Genomic DNA, 24,924 nt, shown 5'->3' with positions numbered 1-24,924 from the left:
GCTGGGACTCGATATTTCCCAAATCATCCCGGCAGATACGGTATACTGCCTGAACCGCCTGCGCCAGCTCGGTCACAGTGTCGCCATTGCTACGGGACGGTTGCAGTGTGATGGCTTCCGCACAGCAAACCGCTATGGGATTACCTCTCTCGTCAGTGACGGCGGCAACAGTCTCACGATGAACAATGATCTCATAGAAATGAACAGCCTTCCCACAGCCAATTGCCGGGCCCTCCTTCACGAACTGGAACGGCGTCACCTGCCATGGGCCGTATTCACCAGCAACACGATGGTACGCTATACACCATATGAACTATTCCGTCATCTCGGCCAGTCCCAGTTGTTCCAGACGGTCGTCACCCCGGTGGATATCGACGCCCTGACGACTATCTATAAAATCGTCCATGTCCGTCCGGAAGCGGATGACCTGCCACTGGATACGTACGGTCTTTCCCGCCTTCCTTACATCACCAACACCTATCTGGTGGAACCGACCGATAAAGGTGCCGGTATCCGCCGGTTCATGGAACACGTCGGGGCGCCCCTGGAAGATGTCGTCGTGTTCGGTGACGGATTGAACGATATTTCTATGTTCATCCCGCCCTTTTTCCGCATTGCTATGGGAAATGCCCGGCCCCAGCTCAAAGAACGGGCCGACTATATAACCGATGACAACGACAAAGGAGGCATCCTCCACGCCTGCCAGAAATTCGGCTGGCTTTCCTGATCGGTTCATCCAAAAAGGACTGGTACATAAAGCAAAAGCCAAACTGCTTTATGTACCAGTCCTCTTTTTTAGTCTGAAGGAAAGGGCCTCTTCTGTCCGCTGCCTGAACCCGTCATTCCGTTTTTTTTTACCGCTTTGCTGCCATTTCACCGTTTGCTACTTTTTCCTTATACCGTTTCGTCCACTTCCAGCGGTTGTGCAGCCAGAACCAGTCTTCCGGATATTGGCGGATCCGCGCTTCCAGCCTGTCATTTAAAGCCTGTGTCGTCTCATACACGATACGGTCTTTTTCTTCCCTGGACAGGCGGTGATCCGAAGTATACGGCCGGATAGGCGGCAGCACGTCGATGACATGATGATAGGGCCGGTCTTCATGGATAAACGTAGAAATAATGGGATAGTTTTTTATTCCTGCCATCTTGGCCGGTCCGTCAGCTGTCAGGGTATCGCGTCCGAATAACTTCACCAGAATACCCGTATATCCCGGGTCCTGATCCATCAGGAGCCCGATATAATGCCCCTCCTGGAGGAAACGGACCATATCGCGGATACCCGTCTTATAGGTGACATGCTGTTTCATCATCGCCCGGTATTCATTGATAAAGGTATCGGCACTGTGACTGTCCTGCTGCTGGGCTACGGAAATAAGCGGATAGCCATTCATGGCGAGCACCGCTCCCAATAATTCCCAGTTTCCTGCATGAGAGGCCATGAAAACGGCGCCTTCACCGCTTTCTTTCAGCTCATCCAGATATTCTTTCCCATGCCAGGTAATCTTCTCGTCCAGTATTTCTTTCGTGTATACCGGATAGGACAATACCTCGATGATCATAGGCCCGAAGCGGCAGCTGCTCGCTTTGGCAATGGCCATGGCCTTTTCCGGATCATCGGTGATACCGCAGTCCAGTATCTGCTGCTGCGCCAGCTTTTTCCGCTTTTTAGGAACAAAAGTCCAGAAAAACCAGCCCAGGAAATGGCCCAGCGTCCGCCGGGCTCCATCGGGAAGATGACAAATGATCCAGCTCAGCACTTTCATAAATGTATACATAGGCTGCCTCTTACTCTGCTGTCTTCTTTTCTAATTCAGCAATCTTCTTTTCCAGTTGTTTGATTTTCTTTGCCATATCCGGCAGATGTTTCAGATATACCTGGGACCGTTTCCATTCCATGTGGGGCTGCATCGGATATCCGGCATAGACCTGATTGCCTTCAACATTGCCGGTTATCCCCGTCTTTCCTGCAAAAACAGCGTTATCACCGATGGTGATATGGCCCGTGCATCCTACCTGTCCGGCAAAGATGCAGTGATTGCCTGCTTTCGTACTGCCGGCAATCCCTACCTGGGCGATAATGAAGCAATCTTCCCCGATTTCCACATTATGGCCGAGATGAACGAGATTATCGATTTTTGTTCCCCGTTTGACAACGGTACTGTCCAGTGTCCCATTGTCGATGCAGGTGCAGGCCCCGATTTCCACGTCGTCCCCGATTTTTACATTGCCAATCTGGGGAATCCGCGTATGACGGCCTTCATTGGTAGCAAAACCAAAGCCTTCGCCGCCGATGACCGCATGGGCCCGGACGACAAGGCGGTCGCCAAGCTGGCAGTTTTCATGGATGACGGCACCGGGATAAATGACGGCGTCATCGCCGATGGTAACATTATCGCCAATGAAAACATAGGGATAAATGACGCAGTTTTTCCCTATTCTGACATTTCTGCCAATGACCGCATAGGCCATGACAGCCGCATTATCCCCCAGGACAGCGTTGTCATCGACAACAGCCGTAGGATGAATACCCCGGGCCACGGTCTGACGGGGATGGAAGAGTACCAGGAGCTGTGAAAAAGCCAGGCGCGGATTTTTTACCAATACGAGCGTATTATCTCCGGCGGGGACTTCTTTTTCTACAATGACGGCACCGGCGTGGACCTGAGGCAGATATTCCGTGTATGGATCTACTGCAAAGGTAATATCCTGCATTCCTGCTTCCTGCAAGCCTTTGATATCCTCAATTTCCCGTGTACCATCACCGATCACCATACCGCCCAGGATGGCGGCCAACTCCTGTACTGTCTTCTTCAACATAGTCAACCCCTTTATTGTAATTTCGCAATCAAATCATCGGTCACATCAACGCCGCCGTTGGGAACGACTTCTTTGTAGACGATGATGCCGACGTTTTTATCCTTGGCGATATCACCCAGTTTGCTCTGGATATCCGTCATGAACTGACGTTGCATGCTGGCTGCGAATATCTGCCGTTCCTGCAATGCCTGCTGCTGCTTTTTCTGGAAATCTTCAGCCGACATGGACTGCTGGGCCTGCTGCAGCTCTGCATCGAGAGATTTGCTCTTTTCTTCTATCTTCTGCTGATACTGCTGTACTGCCGGCGCTTCTTTCTGCACGCGGTTCATATCTACATAGCCTACTTTATCTTCACTGCCGCAGCCGCTCAGTACGCCAACTGCCGCAATCATGCACAAGGCAGCAGCCAATCGTTTACCTATCCGTTTCATTCGTATAATGCCTCCTGTTATGCCAGCTTGACAATAATATCATCGGTCACATCCAGCGCCGTACCGATGCCTTCATATTCAGAGAATATGATATCAATTCCCTGTTCTTCAGCAACATCCGCCGCTTTATCCCGGATATCTGCCAGGATGGCTTCTTTCTGATCCTTCATTTCTTTTTCTTTTGCTTCGAGTTTTTCTTTCCAGGCCGCATTCCAGACAGCCGGTTCCGGACGATGCCCCAGAGAATCCATTTGTTTCGTGAACAATTCCCGGCTGGATTGCTGCCGGGCCGTCAGTTCGTCTTTTACCTGAAGCGCATACGCCTGCAGTTCTTTCTGTGCTTTTTCCTTATCGGAAGCCATGGCAGATGCAATATCTGCTGCCGCAGCCGTGTCCGTCTGGTGATCACCGCCGCTTTTACGCAACAGTGCCTGCAATTCCTGTTCTGCTGCCTGCCGTTCTGACTGGGACAGTGCCAGCGCCGCCAGTTTCAGCCGGAGATTGACAATCTTCAGATTATCCTCATCGGAAAGAGACGGCTGGACCTTTCTGCGTTCCTGGAGAAGCGCCTGATACCGCTGTTCCAGCGCTGCATTCAACTCATTCTGTTTAATGGCCACCCGGGCCTGTAATTCCTGATCGAGAGCCGCTGATGACAAGGCGTCAGTCATAGAAAAGTCCTTCACCGCCTGCCCCTGGGATGCGGCCTGTTGTGAGTAATGCCACTGTTCAAACTGGTACTGGGCAACCATCGCATTATATTCCAGTTCCAGACGATGGTACTGGCTGTATGATGGATGACTCATCATGATGTGTTCCACATCGGCACAGGCAATGACCGGCCCCTTTTCTGTGACAGGTACTGCCGGCGTCCGGCTGTGCATCACCCAGAAGGCTGCAGCCAGACAAACGGCCAGCACTACGGCACCAGCAGCTGCCGCATATTTACGCTTCATGGTAATATCCTTACTTGGACTGGGATTCGCTCAATTTTTTAGAAACTTGTTCGGTAATATCCTGGCCGCCATAGAGAACAGCGCGCTTATCGACGACAAGGCTCAGTCCCTTCGTGCTGGCAACGCTGCCAACGGCTTCATCGACTTTATCCTTGACGCCTTTATAAATATCTTCCTGTTTCTTTGTCATTTCTTCCTGGATCTGCTGATAGAGCTGGCTCTTCTGTTCGTCCGTCATACCCTGGGACTGTTCGTCAAATTTTTTCTTGGCATCTTCTGAAGCCTGCTGCATTTCTTTCTGTGCATTGACTACATCCTGATTATCCGGCGGAATGACCTTGCTCATATCGACGACGCCGATATTGCTGGACGGCGCCGCACTGACGGGGTTCCCCATCTGCATGACGGCAATGCCGGCAACACTCAGTACAAAAATCGCTGCAATGACAGCGGAAAAAATCTTTACATTTTTTTTCTTACCCATTTCTGACATCATAGTAACATTACTCCTTTGCAATTCCTATAAATAGCCAATAACCCGCAGCCACGTATCGTGGCCGGAAATGATATATTCCAAACCGACGTATTCATGGAGACGGTACAAGAGTCCCGCCTCTTCATCATGGTTTGTCAGATCTTTATCGAACCGGAAGGACCAGCGGCCGCCGAGTTGCTGCCGCAGCCAGATATGATGACTGTCATCCTGGCTTTCAAAATCATATCCCAGCCAGGTCCCCTTGCGGGGCTGATACCCGTAACCGGGAATAAAATTCCAGTCTACCGAAGCCGGCATGAATTCCACATCGGTGTACAATTCATGATGTCTGCCGATTTTTCTGCCCACATGGGCCCTCAGGACCGTATTGTCTTCTTTGTCGTGGTGAGCATCACCATCCCTGCTGACATCGATATACGCCAGGGCACGGACATCATAAAAATCCGTTTCCGATTTCAGGTTGATGTCCATATTCTCTGCAAGAGAAAGACTGGGAAGAACGCGCAGTTTATATTTTTTTATGACCCACTGCTCATTCAGATGCTGCTGCAGGTCGCGTTCCACATCCTTCTGATGACGGCGCACAAATGCAACAGGCAGGCCATTCAGGCCTGCATAGCGGTCTTCCATATGCTTGCGCGTGCTGAGGAAAATGACTTTAGGGAGATTATCGGCATCGACGCGGACATTGACATTGCGCACGACGGGAAGTTTCGGCAGAAAATACACTTCTACTGTCGTATCTGCCCCGGGCGTAATGACAATATGGGGATAAAATTCCGGAAGTTCTGTCTCCAGTTCTGATTCCATTACCGATTTGACCGTACCGTTTGCCCAGTCCAGGGCATCGACAGGAAGACCGGTCAGCAGGTTTTCAATGAAAGATGCCGCTCCCGTCAGATCCGTATTGGCCATTTCCTGTCCCAGAGCCGGAAGAGATCCATAATCAAACCGGACGTGTACCCGGCGTATGGTATCCCCCCAGGGACGGATCTGTACGGCCAGCGTCGTTTCCGGCCCGGGCACGAGTTCGATATGTTCTACAGTATATCCGATGAGCACGCGGTCAATAATATCGTAAACCATGCGGGTATATTCATCGTGCCGGCTCCGCACAACGCCGTCGTCGGCACCGAGAAATACATGGTTCCCAATCGTCTCAATGCTGGCGCTTATCCTCTTCTCGACAAGAGGCGGTATGGCCTCTTCCAGAGAAGAGACGCGTACCGCCACGTGAGTTACGGGTGCCGCTATGGCACTACTTAGACTAGCACAGACAAAGAGAATCGTCAATAAACAAGTGCGAAACACGACGTATCCCACCTATCGTCTGCATGCATCAGAATTTACCACCAAAGCTGAAGTGGAATTTGCCGCCGTCATCACCGACGCCGTAATCCAGGCGGATAGGCCCGATAGGTGTCGTAATCCGGAAACCGAGACCGGTGGAAACGTGGATGCTGTCATCGTTCTGATACCAGGGGATATTTCCCGTGCCATCCCAGGCCGAGCCGGCATCGACGAAGAAGACACCCTGGATTTTCTTGGCAATCGGATAACGGTATTCTACGGTAGCCGCATACATCTTGTTGCCACGGAATTCGTCATCTTCATAGCCGCGCAGGTTATCGGCGCCGCCTAAGGTGAAGAGATCGTAGTAAGGCATATCGCCGTTGGCATAACCGCCCATGAAGCGCAGGGCAATGACGTGCTTGCGGCCTACTTTATAGTACAGACGGTTTTCAAAGGTCAGTTTATAGTAATCGAAGTCGCCGCCCAGGCCGTGGCCGGCAATAGCTGCCGTATAGGAAATCCGCTTGCCCCGGGTCGGATCATAGACATTATCGCGGTTATCGAAAACATGGGACCAGGTCAGGCTGTTTGTCCGGCCAAAGTTCTTGCCGAGGTAATCCATGTCTTTAAAGTTATACACTTTGCCATGACGAGTCTGGCCATTTTCTCTATAATCGAACCCGCTGTTCCAGTCGTCGTATTTCGTCTTCTTCGTTTCCAGTGTGACATAATCGCTGACGTATTCACTGCGGACACGGCCATAGGTGAAGTTGAAGCCCGTCGTTACCCGGTCATAGTCGGCAACGGAATTGCCTTTTTCATCATAGTCTTCGTAGTCGTAATCGCGGTTGAACAGGCTGAAGCCGATGGAATCGCCATGGTCATTGAGCCACGGATGAGTATAGGAGAAGGTATAGTTGTGATTGGAATCGGTTTCCCCGCCGAATTCCCAGTTGATGGCCACTTTATCACCGGTACCGCGGAAATTGCTTTCCGATAAGCCCAGGAGGCCTACGAGGCCGTTGGACTGGGAATAGCCGCCGCCGATGGAAATCTGGCCCGTCTTGGATTCGACGACGTCGATTTCCATAATGACATCATTGGGATTCTTTTTGCCCGGCAGCATGCGGACGTTGATATCTTCAAAGTAGCCCGTATTGTAAATTCGTTCCACGCTGCGGCTGGCTGCGGCACGGTTGAATACGTCGCCCTTCTTCATGCGCACTTCACGGGTTACGACGCGGGTCTTTGTCTTCGTATTGCCACGGACGACGACATCTTCCAGATGGCATTCCGTAATGCCGATATGGAGGATACCTTTGCTGTCCAGTGTCGCGTTGGATACATGGCTGTACATATATCCGTCTTTTGCATAGAGGTTATTGATATTGGCTACGTCTTTACTGATGATGGTGCTGTTCAGGGGAGAGCCCGGGACGAACTGGATCATCTGCTGGAGCGCATCCGTTTTATAGACTTTATTGCCTGTGATTTCTACGCCATTGATGACGGGATTGAGCTGAACGGCATAGTTCAGGGCCACCCCTTCCGGCACGTTGGTAAAAGCAGGCTGGACCGTCGAAAAGAGGCCTGTCGAACCGATGATATTGACATCATGACGGACGTAATCGGCACTGACCGTATCCCCGACACGCATAGCGAGTTTCGGCAGCAGATAGGCCTCAATAGCCGGATCCGGCACGGGGCCGACATTGACCGCCGTCGTCACTTTATTGGCGTAGGGAGCAATGGATTCATCCGTAACGGCATTGCCATAGGGCATGGTGCTTTCCTGCCCTGCTTCCAGTACAGCCATAGGATACTTGGGCACCGTCGTATCGATCTGTACATCGCCCAGGCCGGCCATATACGGTACGGATGCGCCGGGAAGGCCTTCTTCTTTAGCCGATTCGGCCGTGCCGACCGTCCCCTGTTCGTATCCCGTATTGCCGCTGATAACCGATTTGGCAACCTGATTCTTCCGTTCCTGTTCTGCCTGTTCGATTTTTTCTACCTGTTCTTTTTCTGCCGGTTTGCGTACATCTTCCGGATTCTGACCTTTGGCAATAGCTGCCAGTTCTTCATCCGTTTCATACCCTGTCAGGCCGGATTTTGCATTCTTCATGACGGCTTCTGTTTCCGGCGTCGAGGCACTGGTCACTACCGTATTGAGCGCCATAGGCTTTCCTTCGTCTTTTGCGGTCATGTCTGAAGCGGATACCTTTTTTTCTACAGTCTGTCCCGGATCGGCATCATAGCCGGTCGCCTGATCGGCAGCCCATACGGGACTAGTCACCATAGCACTGGTAATCATCATCAATAGAAACTTTTTATTCCGTGTTATCATAAGACCCTCCGTTGTCATTTCTTGGTTTCCGCACCGCGCAAACTATGACGCGCATCTTGTACGGCAGCCTGTACCTGCCGGTCTGATAAGACCTTTTTTTGTACAGGCTGTGTATATGGTACAGTTTCAGGAGCTGGTTCTGTCCGTTCCGTCTCCCGTCCTGTTTCCCCCTGTCGTACTTCCGGCAATGCATCGACATGATGTTCACTGCCTGAAACCTGCTGCATCGCTGGTGTCTCTTCTGCCGTTACGACTGGCTCCGGTTCTTTTTCTGGCTGTGGCTGCGGCATCGGCCGGGACGTATCTGCTGCCGTCTCACTGCCGGCAGGCCGGGTAAAATCAGATGACGGCGCTTCCAGACGCATGAACTGCCAGATGCCCAGGGCCAGTACCAATGCGGTCAGGACAGCTGCCAGCCTGCGGATTTTACGGCCTGTGCCGTGATTTTTCCGGAGATTCTTCATTTCTGCTTCTGCCAGCATGAGATTGAGTTCTCCCCGGACATCGGCCTTGTTATCAAAGGATTTTTCGGCTCGTTCCAGCCAGGCCCTGGCAGAACGGACACGTTCTGCCTGTTCGTTGTCTGATTTTGCCATTCTGCACAAGCTCCTTTCCCAGCATGTTTATAAAATCCTGAAAAAGAAAGCATCAGCGAACGGAGAAATAAAGAAAAAAGCAGCACTTTATCTGGAAAATACTTCTATATTCTCTTATTTTCTCCGGTTTATACCCTATTTACTTCTCCTTGTTGTCGTGAATAAAACGGCTCAGCATCCCCCGCACGCGGCGGATGCCCCGTTTCTGCAGCCGGTACACATAAGGCAGGCTGACAGATAAATCATGAGCCAGTGATTTCTGCTGCTGGTCTTTGAGATAGACGCCCTCCACGACAATCTGTTCCTTCTGGGGCAGACGCTGCAGTGTCTGCGCCACGTGTTCAAATAAAATCTGGCGGCCTGTGCGTTCGGCCAGATCCTCTGCCCGGTCCGGCAGCTGGTCCCGCAAGGTAACGCCGTTTTCATCGGGTTCATCCAGGGACAGGGAAGACCGTTTATTTTCTTTCTGCAGGAAATCCAGGATTTCCCCGCGGATACGATGGACGGCAAAAATAGGAAAGGCCACATTGCGCCGGTAATCATATCGTTCCACCGCTTCAATCAGCCCCAGTGTCCCTTCCTGCAGGGCATCCTGCAGCATATCCCGCGGGATATGCCAGCGCATCGCTTCCCGGAAAACCAGCGGCTGGTACTGCTCTATGAGGCGCCGCCGGCTTTCCTGGCTGCCCTGGTCTTTATAGGCCCGCCAGAGCGCTCTTTCTTCTTCCGGATCCAGAAGTTTTATCTGTTGTAATTCTTTTAAATAGGTCTCCAGCAACTTCTGTCCCCCCCTAATAGAAGCTATACTTATACATGCCGCCGACAAAGGAATCATCGGCCGATTTCCAGGCGGCCACACCAAACTTACTTCCCAAATTATACTGCATACCTATGCGGTTGTCATCATGATTCAGGCCAAAAGCAGCCGTCAGCATGAAATCATTGAACAAATATTTGCCCATTTCTATATTATAATAGTTATTTCCCACATCGGCAGTCTTGCTGTTGTAGTCCAGGGCCCCTGTCGTAATGTTGAGCATATCCAGATTCAGTGCCTTTTCCAGTGCCTGTGTCACGCCCAGACTGTTGAGGGTCATGCGGATGCCGCTCCCTATAAGAGTATTGACGTCTTCACTATTAAGGGAACTATCCTTTTTACCGTTGCTGTTCCGCAGGGTAATCAAAGAAATGATCTGGGCCTTCGTAAGAGGCGGATTGGACCGCAGCATGAGATCCATCGCATCGGCCGGACCGCGCAGATTGAGCAGGACATTGTACTGGCCGACGCGGGTATGTCCTTCCACATCCAGAGACGGCAGGAAGGTATCGGGCTGATTGAATTCAGCCTTTGCACGGGATACACGGAAGTTCGTGTCGAGATAGTGAATGGTGCCGCGTGTAGCTTCAAACCCACCGGTTCCATGAGGATGAGCCAGGGTACCTCCGAAATGGGCACTTCCCCGTACCATCAGGTCATACAGTGCGCCGTTATACAGCCGCACATTATCCCCCAGTGCGACCGTGATATCGAGAGCCGCATCGAGACTACTTTGCGTATCGCTCAGACTGAGCGGCAGATCCAGTGTCGTATCATCGATGGTTACCGTCCCTGCCAATAGCGGCATGCCGTCGCCAGGGGATACAGTCAGATTTCCTGTCAGAGGTCCTGTAAAATATGGGCAGATTACGCCCAGATGATCGAGTACGAGGGATCCTTTATACGAGGTAACCTCCCACCCCTGCCAGGAAGCATCGGCCTGTATCTGCAGCTTTCCCGGATTTTTTGCTTTGGCCTTATCCATAACGGCAGAACCGGAAAACGCAGCCTTGCGGCCCGTAAACTGAATCTGCCCCGAAATCTGTGTCAGCGGGTTCCGCACGGTTTTGATGGACAGAGAGCCGTTATCGACACTCAGTGTCCCGTATACCTGCGGATCTGCCGCCGTTCCTTTGAGCTGCAGCGAACCATCCAGTCCGCCCTGGGCATTGGTGACAAGGGGTGTCAGGAAGGTCAGTATATCCAGCCCGGCATGATCCAGTTTTACCGTAACGTTCATCGATTCGTCTGTCTTTTCCCCGGTCAGAGCCGCCACGGGAATCGTCCCGGAGGCACTCGCCTTATAAGGATCCTTTACGGCATATGCCTGATTGACCTTGATCATGCGGTCCCGAAGATTCAGCAGGGCATACATACTGGTAAAGGAAATGCCATTGACGGTGCCGCTCCCGAGCTGCAGCGAAACGTCGGCGCTGGGATGGTCCCCTGTGCCGCTCAGGTTGGCTACAAAATCGACAGGTGCATCAATCTGGATATTTTTCTGTCCCGTTATCGCCGTCAGCAGACGGGCCGGGAAATTGCGGGCGGCAATCTGCATCTGTACCGGTCCATGGAGGGCATAGGACCCCTGGGCGGCCAGTATGGCATCACCGGTTTTCAGTGTCAGCTCATGAATCTGTACGGCATTGTTTTCATACTGGACATCGATATGGGCAGGCTCGATAGCCGCATCATCGATGTATCCCTGGGTCAATGTCCCTGTCAGGCGTGCCCGGGGATCACTGGTCGTCCCGTCAATGGCCAGCTGCCCTTCCAGGCGGCCCTGGACGGACTGCATGGGAGCTCCCGCTACTTTCAGGATGCTGGCAAGGTCCGCCGCCTGAACGCGGGCCCGTGCCATAATCCAGCCATTCGCCGGATTATATCCGCCACGCAGTTCATAGGTTCCCCCATTCTGCTTGAAATGAAAATCCGTCAGCCGGAAAATACCGCCGTAATATCCGAGATTACCCTGTATATCGTCAAGAGCTATGTCATTAAACGTCAGCGAGTCCGATTGAAGCGAACCTTCAAAGACAGGACTGTCCATCGTGCCGCCAACGTGTCCTTTGACATTCATGATGCCCGACCGCTGTGGTCCTTTCTGCGGCACCAGACGGGAAATATCGAGATGGCTGCCATCCAGTGTCAGATCCATCTGCTGTCCCAGGGAACCGGCAACGCGGATAGAAGCATCATAGGCCGTAATATCGCCATTAGTAATATAAACCGTGCCATCATGCAGCGTATAATCGGCACTGACATTTTTGTACAAATACCCATATGCCGAACCGCTGGTCAGATGGAACGACCCCTGCGCCGAAGGCTGGTCCAGACTGCCCGTTATGGCAATGGTGTTATCAGCCCAGCCCGTCAGAGGAAGATTTCCCCGCCCCAGTGCCGGCAGCAGCCGTTCCAGCCGCATATGCTGTGTCGTAATCTGCAGCTGCACCTGCCGCGTATCCAGATCTGCCATGCCGCTGGCCGTATGGGTTCCATCGACGTAGCGCCAGACGACGGACGGAATGAGGATGCGCCCGCCCGTACCGGAAACAGAGCCATCAATCGTATCAAAAGGCATTCCCTGTACACTGCCGTTACGGGCCTGGAAAATCATATCCCAGTCCGGGCCGGGACCATACAGGTGACCGGCCGCAGAAAAGGTGCCCGTCACAGGCACTGCCAAATAGGCCGATACCATATCAAGGGGCAGGTTATCGGCAGTAAAGGAAAGATTGGTCTGTGCTCCCTGCGTATCATACACGCCATTGACCCGGACGGTACCGCCCTGTACCGATGCATTGAAATCCGTCAGAGAAAGCAGGCCATCTTCATAGTATATATCACCTTCTGCCCGGTCCGCTCCAATGCCATTATAGGAAAGGCCTACAGCGCTGGCATGACCGGAAGCCCGTAAAGAACCGGTTTGCTGATTGCCCGAAATGGCCAGGGAAGCAGACACCGTCCCCAGAACCGAAACAGGCAGCTGGCTTATTTCTTCGAGATGGATGGAATCGGCGTTGAGGGAAGCCTGAAAATCACCGCTGGTCCGGTCATACGTCCCGGAGCCTTCCACATGGCCTCCGGCTGCATCCGCCGCTATATGGGATATATCGGCCCGGCTGCCATCATAGGAAAAGACAGCCTCTCCCTGATGCAGCGTCGTTCCCCCATAGGTCAGTTCCGGTATGGTCAGGGTCCCGCTGCCATGTATATCACCGGCCGTCCCCCAGATACTGCCGGTAAAGGCGGCCGTACCGGAAAGACCTGCCGGCAGCATATCGGCAAAAGCCGAAAGATCCGCGCCAGGTACATTTACGTCCAGATTGAATACAGGCGAATCCCCATCGATGCGGATTTCTCCTGATACAGCTGCTTCCTGGCCATTGATGCGGCCTTTCAGCTGGTCAACGCGGACACTCTGTGAATCCAGGCGGACCGTTCCGCCGACCTGGTCATAGGAAAAGCCCGATGCCGTACCGGACAGATTATCAATAACAGCCGTCCCGGAAAAAGAATCCCCGTTATGCGTGCGGGCATACCGTACCCGTATATTACGAAGACTGCCATCTTCAACGGTGACATCCGTCCCGGACGGAATGAACGACGACGCATACGAAGCCCGGACAGCATCCCCGTGGAGCAGGACATCAAACTCCCGCGACGAGGTGTAGTGCCCGGAGGCCGTCAGTTTTTCCCCATCGACATACAGCGTCATATCCCCATAGATAGCAGGGTAGGATTTAAAATCGAGAGTCCCGTCTCCCCCATCGCCTGTGATAAGGGTGCCATCGACCAGGCGTGCCCTGATGGTACCGTCATGAAAGCGTACCATAGCCCGGAATCCACTGTCGGTCTTTTCTTTTGACGTCTTGATGAGAGTCGCTACATTCCACGTATTATCAGCCGGTTTCTGCCATACATGTACGACAGGCTTTGTAATATCCACTGTTTCAATAGCCGCAGCCGGATTCCCATCGGGAAGAGACGCCACTATTTTCCAGGGATTGACGAAAATCTGTATATCAGAACCGGAAAGTACCGTGCGGCCCTGCGTATCCCGGATGACCGGGTCCTGGATCCGTACCTTGCCGGATAGCGAAACATCCATGGCACTAAAAGTAAGAGAACCGTTTATTTTATCATTCACTGTACTCGTCACAGTCTCAGAAAGTTTTTGCATCAATGCCGGCCTTTCCATCCACAGGGAAAAGAACGCCGCCAAGAGGAATACAAAGACTGCACTTAAGACAAGCCATTTTTTTCGCACAGTCGTCCTCCATTCCTGTAAAAAAAGAAGAGAGAATCGTAGGATTACAATTCTCTCTTCATTGTACATAAGCTATTCATTAAAATCAAGAAACAGATGGTAAGATTCAGTTTCCTTTTCTTAAATTTACTTTAAACTGTGACAAATCAGCCTTTATATCCTGTTGCCGTCAGCGACGGATGGATGACACCGGAACGGACATCGACGCCCATGGCCTGTTCCAGTTTGGCAATGCCTACATTGTAATCATACAATGCCTGAATGTGGTTGACCTGCGCTTCGTTGAGGCTCAGCTGGGCATCGAGGACATCCAGGTTGATACCGACGCCGGCCTGATAACGGATGTTCTGGATACGGTAATTTTCCTTGGCCTGGTCAATGACCGCCGTCGTTTCTTCTACTTTCTGGGCTGCACTGCGGATATTGAGATAGGCCTGCTTGACTTCCAGCTGTACCGCTTCCCGTGTCTTCTGTTCTGTTTCCCGGGCAGAAAGGAGCGCTTCTTTGGACTTTTTGATTCTGGCATTGGTAGCGCCGCCATCCCATAAGCTCCAGGAAACGCCGCCGGTTATGCTCCAGTTATGGTCATCGACGCCGGGGAAATCATCATCAGTCCAGCCGCGGCCGGCCCCTACCGATACGGTCGGGCGGTTGCCAGCCTGGGCAATGCCAATATTGTGTTCCGCTTCCTGTACGGCAACGGCTGCCTGTAGGACTTCCGGACGATATTTCATGGCATAATCAATGGCTTCCTGAAGAGAAATGTCATACGTATCAAAAGGCAGCTGATGATCGGCCAGATTCAGCTTGGTCTGCAGCGGCAGGCCAAGGATGTTATTCAGATTCGATTCGGCAATGGCAACATTATTGTCTGCCGTCACGGCTGTCGTCTTGGAATTGGCCAGGGATACGTTGGAGGACAGGACATCAACTTTGGCCTTGGTGCCCACATTGTACTGGGCCGTTACATTATCCAAGTGACCCTGCAGGTTATCGACGGCTTCATGGTATACGTCCCGCAGTTCCTGATAGGCCAGAAGGGCATAATACCCTTCTACGGCGGAATACTTCGTCGCCTGCTGGACGCGGAGCATTTCTTCCTGGGCATTGGTCTTGCTCAGTTTGGCGTTGGCAATTTCATTTTCCACCTGTCCGCCTGTATACAAGGGAATGCTGACGCTGAAGCTGTTTCCGAAACTGTTCGCAATGACGTCTCTTCCATTGGCCTGCCCCATCTTGCGGGCACCGCTCCAGGTATAGCCTACCTGGGGCATCTTACCGGCTTTGGCAATAGCGATATCAAAATCCGAGCTGGTCAGGGCATAATGGGCCACCTTGATGTCCCGGTTGTAGTCGAGAGCCATCTGCACCGTTTTGGGCAGTGTCAGATCAACAGCCTGGTCGGAAGCGACACGGCCGACGACGATGACCGGGTCGTCATCATGTCTGGCAGCCGCCCGTTTTGCACTGGCTTCCATATCGGAAGTGATTTTCTGCGCCAGTTCTTCCCGCAGCTGCGGCGTCACATCCGACGTGCCGATAGCTCCAGTCCGGGCCACGGTGGTCTGATTCTTTACAGCACGGACTGCCTTTTTACTGGTCCGGGAAGCCTTCTGGCCGGCTGTATCCCGGGCCGCATCGGTAACGGCTGCCTGAGCCAGATCGACAGGAACGACGGCTTCTTCTGCTGCCCATGCAGACACCGTCCCTAAGGTTGAAATCATCAGGGCAACAACAATTTTTTTATACAAGTTTTTGTCCATTACGGGTACCCCCATTGATCGAATTGCTATCTATTGCAGAATGCCTTTTAAAAGACATAGTCAATACCATAATAATTGCCGCCGTCACTGCGGTTCATGGGCCGCGTGAACTGGCCAAAAAGAAATACATTGTCTGTCAGGCGGTATTTCGCTTTCAGGCGGTACCGCCAGTCATCGGGATCATACCCTTCCAGGCTGAGCCGGAACGGTTTATCCTGGAAAAAATCCAGCCCCATTCCGAGTTCGCCGCGGATAAGGCCGGCCCGGATATCAAAGCCGGGATGTCTGAATCCATACTGAAAATTCATTTTCGTACCGTTGCCTATATTCTCAGCCCCGAGGAGCCCGAATGTATGGTTCCGGTACACCCTAAAATTTACAGCGGCACCCGTTTCACTTTTGCTGTCATTATATAAGATATTGGCATCGCCTTCTGTTTTGAGTCCGCCTCCGCCGCCGAGGACCTTATTCAGTTTCCCCGATATTTCTGCGGTGTTGTGGAGGGTTTTCTGCAAATCTTTCTGGCTCTGCTCGTCGGTCGTGATTTTCTGTACGGCCAGCGCCGTCTGTTCAAAACTGTCTGTAATGCGTTTCATATTGGCTGCCGTATCGCGGACATTTTCCGAAATAGCGCCATCACTGTTCATGGCAGCCAGCTGGGCGGCAGCCGCATCGAGAGATGCCGTTACCGACGCCATATGTGCCGTCATTTCCTGGATATTGCCGGCATTGGCATCCATCAGGCCGTTGACCCGCCCGGTCATGCCTTCTATATTCTGGAAGGTCCCTCGCATCGCTTTCTGCGTATCCGGATGACCGATGACACTATTTATGTTATTGATCATATCATTGGCACTGGCTACCAGCTTACCCGTACTTTCCATCATATCGTCCATGGTCTTGCCGTCATTGCCGTTCAGGTATTCCCCATCAGCCACAAGCTGGGTCGAATCCTTGCCGGGCGTAATGGAAATAATCTTTTCACCCAGAAGACCGTCTGTCGTAATCGCCAGTTTCGAACCTTTGGGAATTTCCGTTCCCTTATCTATCTTCATGGCAACGTCTACCCCGTTCTTGGAAGGCGTCACATCCTTAACCTTGCCGACGTGAACGCCGACATAGCGGACGGAATTGCCTTTCTGCAGGCCATTGGCATCACGGAACATGGCATGAATGACATAGCCCGGCTTGCCAAATATTTCCGCGTGGGCCAGGTTGATGACTACATAGGTAAAAACCAGTACGCCAACAATGGTTACCAGGCCGACTTTTGCTTCTGCACTCCATTTCATGGCGCATACCTCCCATCCTGCCGCATCAGACCGCCGTGGATGAACCGCTGTATATGTTCATCCGGCGAATCCCGGAATGTATCCTTATCTGCTATAAGCCGGAAAACACCGTCTTCCAGATACGCCAGCCTGTCAGCTACAAAGAAGGCCGATTCCATGTCATGGGTAACGATGACAGACGTCGTATGAAGCTGACGCTGTGTCGTAACAATCAGCCTGTTGATATCCATGCTGCGCAGCGGGTCCAGACCTGCCGTCGGTTCATCATAGAGTATGACCCGGGGTTCCAGCGCAATAGCCCGCGCCAGACTAACTCTTTTTTTCATGCCCCCCGAAAGGTCATTGGGCATCATATCCTCTGCATGGTCCAATCCGACAAGATGCAGCTTTTCCCGGACGATATTGCGGATTTCCTCCTCCGGGAGCTTGCGGTGCTGTCTGAGGCCAAAGGCCACATTTTCACCGACACTCATAGAATCAAACAAGGCAGAGTACTGAAAAACCATGCCCATATGGAGCCGTACCTGATCCATCTCATCTTCTGTAAAATCCGTGATGTCCTGGCCGTCTATAAAAATATGGCCGCCGGAAGGCTTCTGAAGTCCGATGATCAGGCGCAGAATGGTACTCTTGCCTGAACCACTGGCTCCCAGTATGCCCAGCGTTTCCCCATCATGGATATCCAGGTTGATATGATTCAGAATGACCCGTGGCCCGTAAGCCACAGTAATATCCTGTAAACGGATCATAAGCCAGACTCCTAATACAAAATAATAGACAACAGATAATTGCAGATAAAAATAAAAATAATCGATGTAACGACAGAACGCGTCGTCGCCTGACCGACTCCCTCTGCCCCGCTTTTGGCTGTCATGCCTTCATGACAGGCTACGAGGGCAATGATGCCGCCGAAAAACATGGCTTTGATGAGGCCGTAGACAACATCGGATACGTCGGTGAACATTTCAATGGAGTTCATATACGTAAAATGTGTCAGGCCGGCACTGAGAATGGCGACGGCATACCCGCCGGCTGTGCCGATGATATAGCCATAAAAAGCCAGCAGCGGCACCATAGTGACGCAGGCTGCAAACCTGGGGACTACCAGATAAGCGACGGGGTTGACGGCCATGCACCGCAGGGCATCGATCTGCTCCGTCACCTTCATCGTTCCCAGTTCCGCTGTCATGGCTGCCCCTACGCGGCCGGCTACGACGACCCCGGTCAGGATAGGCCCCAGTTCACGGCCCATGGCCACGGACATAATGCCTCCCAATGTAGACTGGGCCCCATAACGCAGCAGGATATCGACAATCTGCAGGGTCATGACCATGCCGGCAAACAACAGGGTCAGACTGACAATTGGCAGGGAATTGACGCCAAGGTGAGCCATCTGGGCGATGGTAAGCTTTCGTTGTATTTTTGGCATCTGACGCAGCGTTTCCAGAAATAATAGGGACAGTACGCCTACTTTTTCAAAAATATGCAGTGTAAACGATCCTACCCGTTCTAATAGTCCCTGCACAGGCGCACCTCCCCCTTTTCAGTCAGCGTACGTATTGTTACTATACCATTAATATCGAGAGCCTGCCAAACGCGGACTGTCAATTGTTATAAAACTGTGAGAAAACTCAGATTTCCTTTTCAGTTTTCTACAAGTAAGATAATACCATGTTATGCTTCAAATATCAAGGTTGAACATGTTCAAATCCCATTTTTATTACCGTGCTTATATAATTAAAGCAGCTGCATACCATATACACGGTGCAGCTGCTTTAATTAGTCAGCGGGAAAGGAATATGCTTTTCTTGTCTTCCCCTGATGACTTCTCTTTATCCTGATTAGTTCCTTTATCCTGGTCTACGGCTTTGTCACTATGTTCCACCGTCTGGGCGGCGTCTTCCGTTTCAGTACTCATGACAGCCTTGCCGGAACGGAGCGTGTGATGGCCAGCCAGGAATTTATCCCGTTTTTCCGGGCTGACAATCTTGATGGTGATCTGTCCGTCTCCCTTGACGATGTACGGCGTCGGCAAAGATGATTTCTGGTCCTCATCGGTGTCTTCATGAAGGCCTTTTTTCTTGGGCTGAAGCACGTCTTTCGGATTTTCTCTGGGTTCCCTGGCCTGCAGTTTGACCTTGGCCGTCTTCTTGCTGTCATCATCAATCATGCTGACATTCTGGTCAAGGATTTCGATGACCAGATCGTTATTGGCATCTTCTTTTTCTATGGCTTTCTTCAAGTCGTCAAAATCCTTATAATGACGCAGCCGTTCAATGATTTCATCGGTCAGATTATAGCGCTGTTTTTCAATCAGATAGGGCAGAGGGATGACGCCGCCGCCACGCACTTCCAGCACCATATCGCCATAAGGCTGGTCTTTGGGAACGGTAAAGGTCATAGTCTTGACTTCATCGGCCCCGCGATAGGGATGAAGGGTAATTTTGAAATAAATCGTATCACCCGGGCTGGCCACTACCGGAGCCGCCGTCGCGTCGATGATACGGGCCTGTTTGCGGGCCTGGGAGTAATCGGCATTGACCGTAATGTCCAGAATGGGATAATCGATGAATTCATTATGCTTTAAAATGTCGAGGACATTATATAATTCATCGATGCTCTTTTCGTTGATATTGTCTTCTGAATAATACATATTATGCCGCGTAATGTCCTTATCCCGTCCATTGGACGAACGGATCGTATAGTCGAGAGTTACCGTACCACCTCCCATGCGGTCAATGGTCTTATTGGCCGTATTATACACCGTCGTCGCAGCCAGGACCGGTGTCAGTTCATTATCTTCCACGATTTTGACACGTTTCAGGTTCGTTGCCGCCGTATCGAGATCCCGTATATGGATGACGACAGGAATACCCGGTGCCAGGCGGTAATTCCCGGCAATACCGGCGCCGCGGTCCTGATCAATCCGTCCGATTTCGGCCCCCACCGAGCCGAGTTTAAACGAGCTGGCCATATTATTGACAATGGTAAAAATATAGGCATTATGCATGAAATAATTGATGCTGCCCTTCTTCAGGAACGGATGTCCAAAGGCGACGATCTGGTCCTTATCGACATAGGTAACAGTCCCGATAGCACCGAGTTTCATATCGCCATTGACAAATGCGGCTGCCACGGAACTGCCCGCTTCCAGAGGCATGGCCTGGCTGTCTTCTGCCGCCGTAGCCGTATCGACGGGCATAAACTTGTACTGGGGCAGCTTCTGTTTCATCCAGTCCATCGATACCGCATCGAAGCCGCTGGCCATGAGCGGCGTATTGACGGGGATCAGTGATGATTCCCGGGCATTAAAGGGACGGATTTCTTCCCGTACGGGCACATTCCAGAGCTTGACCATATCTTCAATAGGCGTTATCATGCCCACTTTGGAATTGGTAAAAGACCATCCGTAGGCTACGGCTCCCAGCAGTTTGCCATCGACATATACGGGGCTGCCGCTCATCCCCTGGGCGATACCGCCGGTCTGTTCAATGAGCGGGCCGGAAAAACGGGCCAGAATCAAATCGCCGGAAGGGCCGCTGTTTTTCATGACACCCAGGATTTCTACAGGAAATGTTTCGATTTCCGTACCTCTGGCTACGGTCTTGGCGTACCCCGTCATGCCCGGTCTGACTTCACTGACAGGCATAAATTGTTCTGCATATACAGAAAAGGAAACGGCACAACAAAGAACAGCCAAACAGACTTTTCCCGCCATGTGCCGTAATTTACGTAATCGTTTCATAAGCTCCTTCTTATTTTTCTTCTACTACAACGACGACAGTACCTTGTGCTACCGTTCCGCCAGTACTTACCTTTACTTCTTTGACGGTACCACTGCTGTTCGCCCGGGCAGCCGCCATAGGGCCGGCCAGGGAATTGACCGTCAGCAGGACATCGCCTTCATGGACATCGGTACCCACAGAAACGACACTGGTCACGGTACCTCCGATAACTGCCGTATACGGGACATCTGCAGCCAGTACAGGTGCTGCAGCCAGTGCACTCATAACGCCCAGAGGCAGCAGTACTTTTTTCTTCAGGGACATGATGCTCACTCCTTTATAAATCATCAAAACTATCTTTCAGCCGGTTCATTTCATTCAGCGATTTTCCCGCCCCATTGGCTACGCACAATAACGGGTCATCGCAGAGGAAAGCCGCCATACCTGTAGTCTGGGAAATCAGTCGGTCCATGCCATCCAGCAGAAGGCCTCCCCCGGTGAGGACGATACCGTGATCGGCAATATCGGCAGCCAGTTCAGGCGGTGTTTTCTCCAGGATTGTAACGATGGCACGCAGTATGGCTTCTATTGGTTCCGACAACGCTTTTCGTATTTCCTGGGAATCGATATCAACCATAGCCGGAAGCCCCGTTTCTGTACTGCGTCCCCGGACATCGGCCGTCAGCTGCCGTCCGTCCGGAAGGGCCGTACCGATGAGGATTTTCAGTTCTTCTGCCGTATGCTGTCCAATGGTAATATGCTTGATTTTTTCAAGATACCGGATAATCGCTTCATCGAAGGTATTACTGCCAATACGGAGCGATTCGCTGATGACGATCCCGCTCAGGCTGAGTACGGCTACATCAGTCGTACCACCGCCCATATCGACTACCATGGAGCCATTGGAACTGGCTACGTCCAGGCCGGCCCCGATAGCGGCAGCCAGCGGTTCTTCCATAACGACAGTCTTGCGGGCCCCGGCCTGCATAGCTGCTTCGATGACGGCGCGCTTTTCTACATTCGTTGCTCCCGAAGGAACGCAGATAATAATCCGCGGCTTGAAAAACAGGGATTTGCCAATAGCCCGGCGGATAAAATACCGCAGCATATATTCGGTTGCGTCATAATCGGCAATGACTCCCCGGCTGAGGGGATGATACGCCTGGATATGCTGCGGGGTCCGCCCCAGCATGGCCTGTGCCTCTTTGCCAATAGCCACGACACGATGACTATTCGTATCAAGGGCGATGACAGCCGGTTCATTGACGACGATTCCCTTTTTCCGGACATAGACAATGATATTGGTCGTGCCCAGATCAATGGCAATATCACTGCCAAACCAGTTTGCCAGAAAAAAAGAATGGGAAGAATGAACCGTTTTAGCTGGCGTTTCTTTTTTACGCTTCTTTTTTTTAGTCAATATTGACCCGAACAATGTCTGCACCTAACCTTTGTAACTTCTGGACCAGGTTATCATATCCCCGGTCTATATGATATAAATAACCGACTTTTGTTTCCCCTTCTGCCACCAGACCGGCCAGCACCAGCGCAGCGCCGGCACGCAGATCCGTGGCGTTCACGTCGGCGCCTTTGAGGCGGGGCACTCCTTCTACAATGGCACTCCGGCCCTCGATGCGTATCTTGGCGCCCATGCGTTTGAATTCATCGACGTGCATGAAACGGTTTTCAAATACCGTTTCCGTAATGACACTCGTTCCCTGGCAGATAGTCGTCAGGGCCATGAACTGGGCCTGCATATCTGTAGGAAATCCGGGATACGGCAGCGTCTTGATATCAGCCGGGCGCAACGGTTTGTGCCCGATGACGCGGATGCCGTCTATATCTTCTTCTACTGTAGCTCCGACTTCTTTCAGCTTGGCGACGAGCGGTTTCAGATGTTCTGACAAGGCATTTTCTACATATACATTGCCGCCTGTCATAGCGGCGCCTACCATAAATGTGCCCGCTTCAATACGATCGGGGATGACAGAATGATTGGCCCCGTGCAATTCCTTTACGCCTTCAATACGGATGACATTAGTACCGGCACCGCGGATATTGGCCCCCATACTGTTCAGGTACGTAGCCAGATCGACGATTTCCGGTTCTTCTGCCGCGTTTTCCAGTACCGTGCGGCCTTCCGCAAGGGAAGCTGCCATCAGTACGTTTTCGGTTGCGCCGACACTGGGGAAATCCAGATATATCTGGGCTCCTTTCAGGCCGTTTTCTACGCTGGCTTCGATATCTCCGTTTTCCAGGTTGATGACCGCTCCCATGGCTTCAAAGGCCTTCAGGTGCAGGTCAATCGGCCGGGCACCGATGGAACAGCCCCCGGGCAGAGAAATTTTAGCATGACCTTTGCGTGCCAGCAGAGGTCCCATGACGAGAAAAGAAGCGCGCATACGGCGCACAAGGTCGTACGGGGCTGATGTAGAAGTCAGATGGCTGGCATCAATGACCAGCGTCCCTGCCTGCGGCTGCTCTATCTGTACGCCCAGTGAAGTAATGACTTCACAGACCGTATGTACATCGTCGAGTTTCGGTATTTCCGTAAGCACACTTTGTGTCGTTCCCAGCATGGATGCGACAATAATAGGCAGCACAGCATTTTTAGCTCCGCTGACGCGAACAGTCCCTTCTAAGGGTTTTCCACCATGAATAACAAGTTTCTCCAATTCTGGTGCCTCCTAAACAGATTGCAAGTATATAGATGTAACAGCCGGGCAGGACCTGGCCGCCAATTTTTAGTTGATTCACTATCAAGATATTGTATCATAAAAGGGATAAATCTGAAAGGGGGGAGATACAGACTGTTTAGGAAACCTGTCAGGAGAATGATGCTTATCCCCTGCAGCACATCAGCCCAGGCCGGCTGCCTTCTGTAAAAGCAGTCTGACACCTGAGCTGAACGGGTATGCCCGCGGCTGTACCGCCGGGCCTGTTTTTTTCTATGGATTATTTCCGCACGCTCCATCTGGAAGAAGCATTGAGCCGGTGTACCGTATCGATGAAGCGGATAGTACCCGTCTTGTAGCGCATAACGACAGACATAGTACGGGCACCGCCGCCAAAGTACCGCACGCCCTGCATGAGCGGCGTAGGCGTGACCGCCGTAGCGGCAAAGAAGCAGTCGTCTCCCCGGACCAGGTCAGACAATGTCAGAATCCGCTTGAAATCATGGATTCCCAGTTCTTCTCCCTTTTGCCGTTCCCGTTCCGTATACGGTATGAGCCGGGCCTGCATATCTCCACCCAGGCAGCGCAGAGCTGCCGCGGCCAGCACGCCTTCGCGTGCTCCGCCAATACCAAGCAGCACATGAGTGCCCGAACCTTCAATGGCCGCATCAGCTGCCGCTGTCACATCACCGTCATGAATCAGCCGGATGCGGGCTCCGGCAGTCCGGCATTCACGGATCAGGTCCTGATGGCGCTGCCGGTCCAGGATGGCTACGGTCACATCGTCAATGCTCCGTTCCAGTCCCTCGGCGATATGGCGCAGATTGTCCTGTACGGACTGATTCAGGTCGATGCGCCCTTTAGCCCGCGGACCGACACAGATTTTTTCCATGTACATATCGGGAACGCGCAGGATATCTCCCCGTCCGGCCATAGCCAGTACGGAGACGGCGCCGGGCTGTCCCTGTGCGACCAGCTTCTGTCCGTCCAGCGCCGCTACGGCAATATCGACGGGGACACGGCCTCTTCCGATTTCTTCTCCATCAAATAACGCCTGTCCGTCAGCCATATGTCCCTCGCCAATAACGACGCGGCCACTGACCGGCGCTGCAGCCAGTTCCTGATGCATTCCCGTCGCGGCCAGGTGATGGGCTGCTTCGGCATCGCCGATTCCCATCATGCGTCCGGCACGCATAGCCGCCGCTTCCGTAGCCCGTACTAATTCCAGTGTCAGTACTCTGTCCATACCTCATCCCTCCTCTATAAGAAATCATTATATACAGATTCGCAGCGATACTTTCTATATAATAATAATTCGACAAGGAAACAAAAAATTCCTGCCGGGCCGGGATTGGGAACGGATACGACACAACGAAAAAAGCCGCCCCATGAAACACATTCTGCTTCATGGGGCAGCCTCAGGGTTACAATATTAACGGCCGGTTA

The 24,924-nt window shown here is 52.2% G+C and carries 20 protein-coding genes; 1 reads left to right on the top strand and 19 read right to left on the bottom strand.

The features are described from left to right. Positions 1-727: HAD hydrolase family protein (locus DW949_RS10465; protein WP_118023162.1), on the top strand; the 727-nt coding region annotated here is incomplete at its 5' end. Positions 728-854: 127 nt separating this feature from the next. Here the strand turns inward: DW949_RS10465 and DW949_RS10460 are convergent. The 19 genes from DW949_RS10460 to glpX form a co-directional block, all read right to left on the bottom strand. Continuing rightward, the gene (locus tag DW949_RS10460) at positions 855-1,775 is read right to left on the bottom strand and encodes a lysophospholipid acyltransferase family protein (protein WP_118023161.1); all 921 of its coding nucleotides are present in this window, start codon (positions 1,773-1,775) and stop codon (positions 855-857) included. A gap of 10 nt (positions 1,776-1,785) precedes the next feature. After that, on the bottom strand, positions 1,786-2,814 hold the full coding sequence (gene lpxD / locus DW949_RS10455; protein ID WP_118023168.1) for a UDP-3-O-(3-hydroxymyristoyl)glucosamine N-acyltransferase: 1,029 nt from the start codon (positions 2,812-2,814) through the stop codon (positions 1,786-1,788). 14 nt (positions 2,815-2,828) lie between these two features. Then, positions 2,829-3,248: an OmpH family outer membrane protein gene (locus DW949_RS10450; protein ID WP_118023160.1), complete on the bottom strand. Its 420-nt coding sequence runs from the start codon at positions 3,246-3,248 to the stop codon at positions 2,829-2,831. Between the two features lie 17 nt (positions 3,249-3,265). Continuing rightward, the gene (locus DW949_RS10445; protein WP_118023159.1) at positions 3,266-4,204 is read right to left on the bottom strand and encodes an OmpH family outer membrane protein; all 939 of its coding nucleotides are present in this window, start codon (positions 4,202-4,204) and stop codon (positions 3,266-3,268) included. Positions 4,205-4,214: 10 nt separating this feature from the next. Next, entirely contained in the window at positions 4,215-4,700 is a 486-nt protein-coding gene (locus tag DW949_RS10440) for an OmpH family outer membrane protein (RefSeq protein WP_118023158.1), read from the bottom strand. A 24-nt stretch (positions 4,701-4,724) separates the two neighbouring features. Beyond that, a complete protein-coding gene (locus DW949_RS10435) occupies positions 4,725-6,011 on the bottom strand; it encodes a hypothetical protein (protein ID WP_233539577.1) in 1,287 nt (428 codons plus the stop codon). Between the two features lie 28 nt (positions 6,012-6,039). Next, the gene (locus DW949_RS10430; protein ID WP_118023156.1) at positions 6,040-8,340 is read right to left on the bottom strand and encodes an outer membrane protein assembly factor; all 2,301 of its coding nucleotides are present in this window, start codon (positions 8,338-8,340) and stop codon (positions 6,040-6,042) included. Positions 8,341-8,354: 14 nt separating this feature from the next. Continuing rightward, positions 8,355-8,936, bottom strand: coding sequence for a hypothetical protein (locus tag DW949_RS10425; RefSeq protein ID WP_118023155.1), 582 nt, complete (start codon positions 8,934-8,936; stop codon positions 8,355-8,357). Between the two features lie 139 nt (positions 8,937-9,075). After that, positions 9,076-9,714 (bottom strand): sigma-70 family RNA polymerase sigma factor, encoded by a 639-nt coding sequence (locus tag DW949_RS10420; protein ID WP_118023154.1) that lies wholly within the window; start codon positions 9,712-9,714, stop codon positions 9,076-9,078. A gap of 13 nt (positions 9,715-9,727) precedes the next feature. Next, on the bottom strand, positions 9,728-14,023 hold the full coding sequence (locus DW949_RS10415; protein WP_118023153.1) for a translocation/assembly module TamB domain-containing protein: 4,296 nt from the start codon (positions 14,021-14,023) through the stop codon (positions 9,728-9,730). Between the two features lie 146 nt (positions 14,024-14,169). Next, positions 14,170-15,786 carry a TolC family protein gene (locus DW949_RS10410; RefSeq protein ID WP_199595860.1) on the bottom strand — a complete coding sequence of 539 codons (1,617 nt, stop codon included), beginning with the start codon at positions 15,784-15,786 and terminating at the stop codon, positions 14,170-14,172. A gap of 47 nt (positions 15,787-15,833) precedes the next feature. Then, positions 15,834-17,078 (bottom strand): MlaD family protein, encoded by a 1,245-nt coding sequence (locus DW949_RS10405; protein ID WP_118023152.1) that lies wholly within the window; start codon positions 17,076-17,078, stop codon positions 15,834-15,836. Further along, complete coding sequence (locus DW949_RS10400) at positions 17,075-17,827, bottom strand: ABC transporter ATP-binding protein (protein ID WP_118023151.1); 753 nt, start codon at positions 17,825-17,827, stop codon at positions 17,075-17,077. Before DW949_RS10400 ends, DW949_RS10405 begins: the two co-directional genes overlap by 4 nt. 11 nt (positions 17,828-17,838) lie before the next feature. After that, positions 17,839-18,603 (bottom strand): ABC transporter permease, encoded by a 765-nt coding sequence (locus DW949_RS10395; RefSeq protein WP_118023150.1) that lies wholly within the window; start codon positions 18,601-18,603, stop codon positions 17,839-17,841. A 258-nt stretch (positions 18,604-18,861) separates the two neighbouring features. Next, complete coding sequence (locus DW949_RS10390; RefSeq protein WP_118023149.1) at positions 18,862-20,823, bottom strand: SpoIVB peptidase S55 domain-containing protein; 1,962 nt, start codon at positions 20,821-20,823, stop codon at positions 18,862-18,864. Between the two features lie 10 nt (positions 20,824-20,833). Next, the gene (locus DW949_RS10385; protein ID WP_199595858.1) at positions 20,834-21,127 is read right to left on the bottom strand and encodes a biotin/lipoyl-containing protein; all 294 of its coding nucleotides are present in this window, start codon (positions 21,125-21,127) and stop codon (positions 20,834-20,836) included. 13 nt (positions 21,128-21,140) lie between these two features. Beyond that, positions 21,141-22,223, bottom strand: coding sequence for a rod shape-determining protein (locus tag DW949_RS10380; RefSeq protein WP_294000881.1), 1,083 nt, complete (start codon positions 22,221-22,223; stop codon positions 21,141-21,143). Further along, complete coding sequence (gene murA / locus DW949_RS10375) at positions 22,216-23,478, bottom strand: UDP-N-acetylglucosamine 1-carboxyvinyltransferase (protein WP_118023148.1); 1,263 nt, start codon at positions 23,476-23,478, stop codon at positions 22,216-22,218. Before murA ends, DW949_RS10380 begins: the two co-directional genes overlap by 8 nt. A gap of 280 nt (positions 23,479-23,758) precedes the next feature. Beyond that, positions 23,759-24,724 carry a class II fructose-bisphosphatase gene (gene glpX / locus DW949_RS10370; protein ID WP_118023147.1) on the bottom strand — a complete coding sequence of 322 codons (966 nt, stop codon included), beginning with the start codon at positions 24,722-24,724 and terminating at the stop codon, positions 23,759-23,761. Between the last annotated feature and the right edge of the window lie 200 nt (positions 24,725-24,924).

This window comes from Megasphaera sp. AM44-1BH (genome assembly GCF_003467125.1).
GTDB lineage: Bacteria > Bacillota > Negativicutes > Veillonellales > Megasphaeraceae > Megasphaera.
The sequence above is the reverse complement of the archived record's forward strand: the minus strand, read 5'-3'. Positions and strand labels throughout refer to the sequence as shown.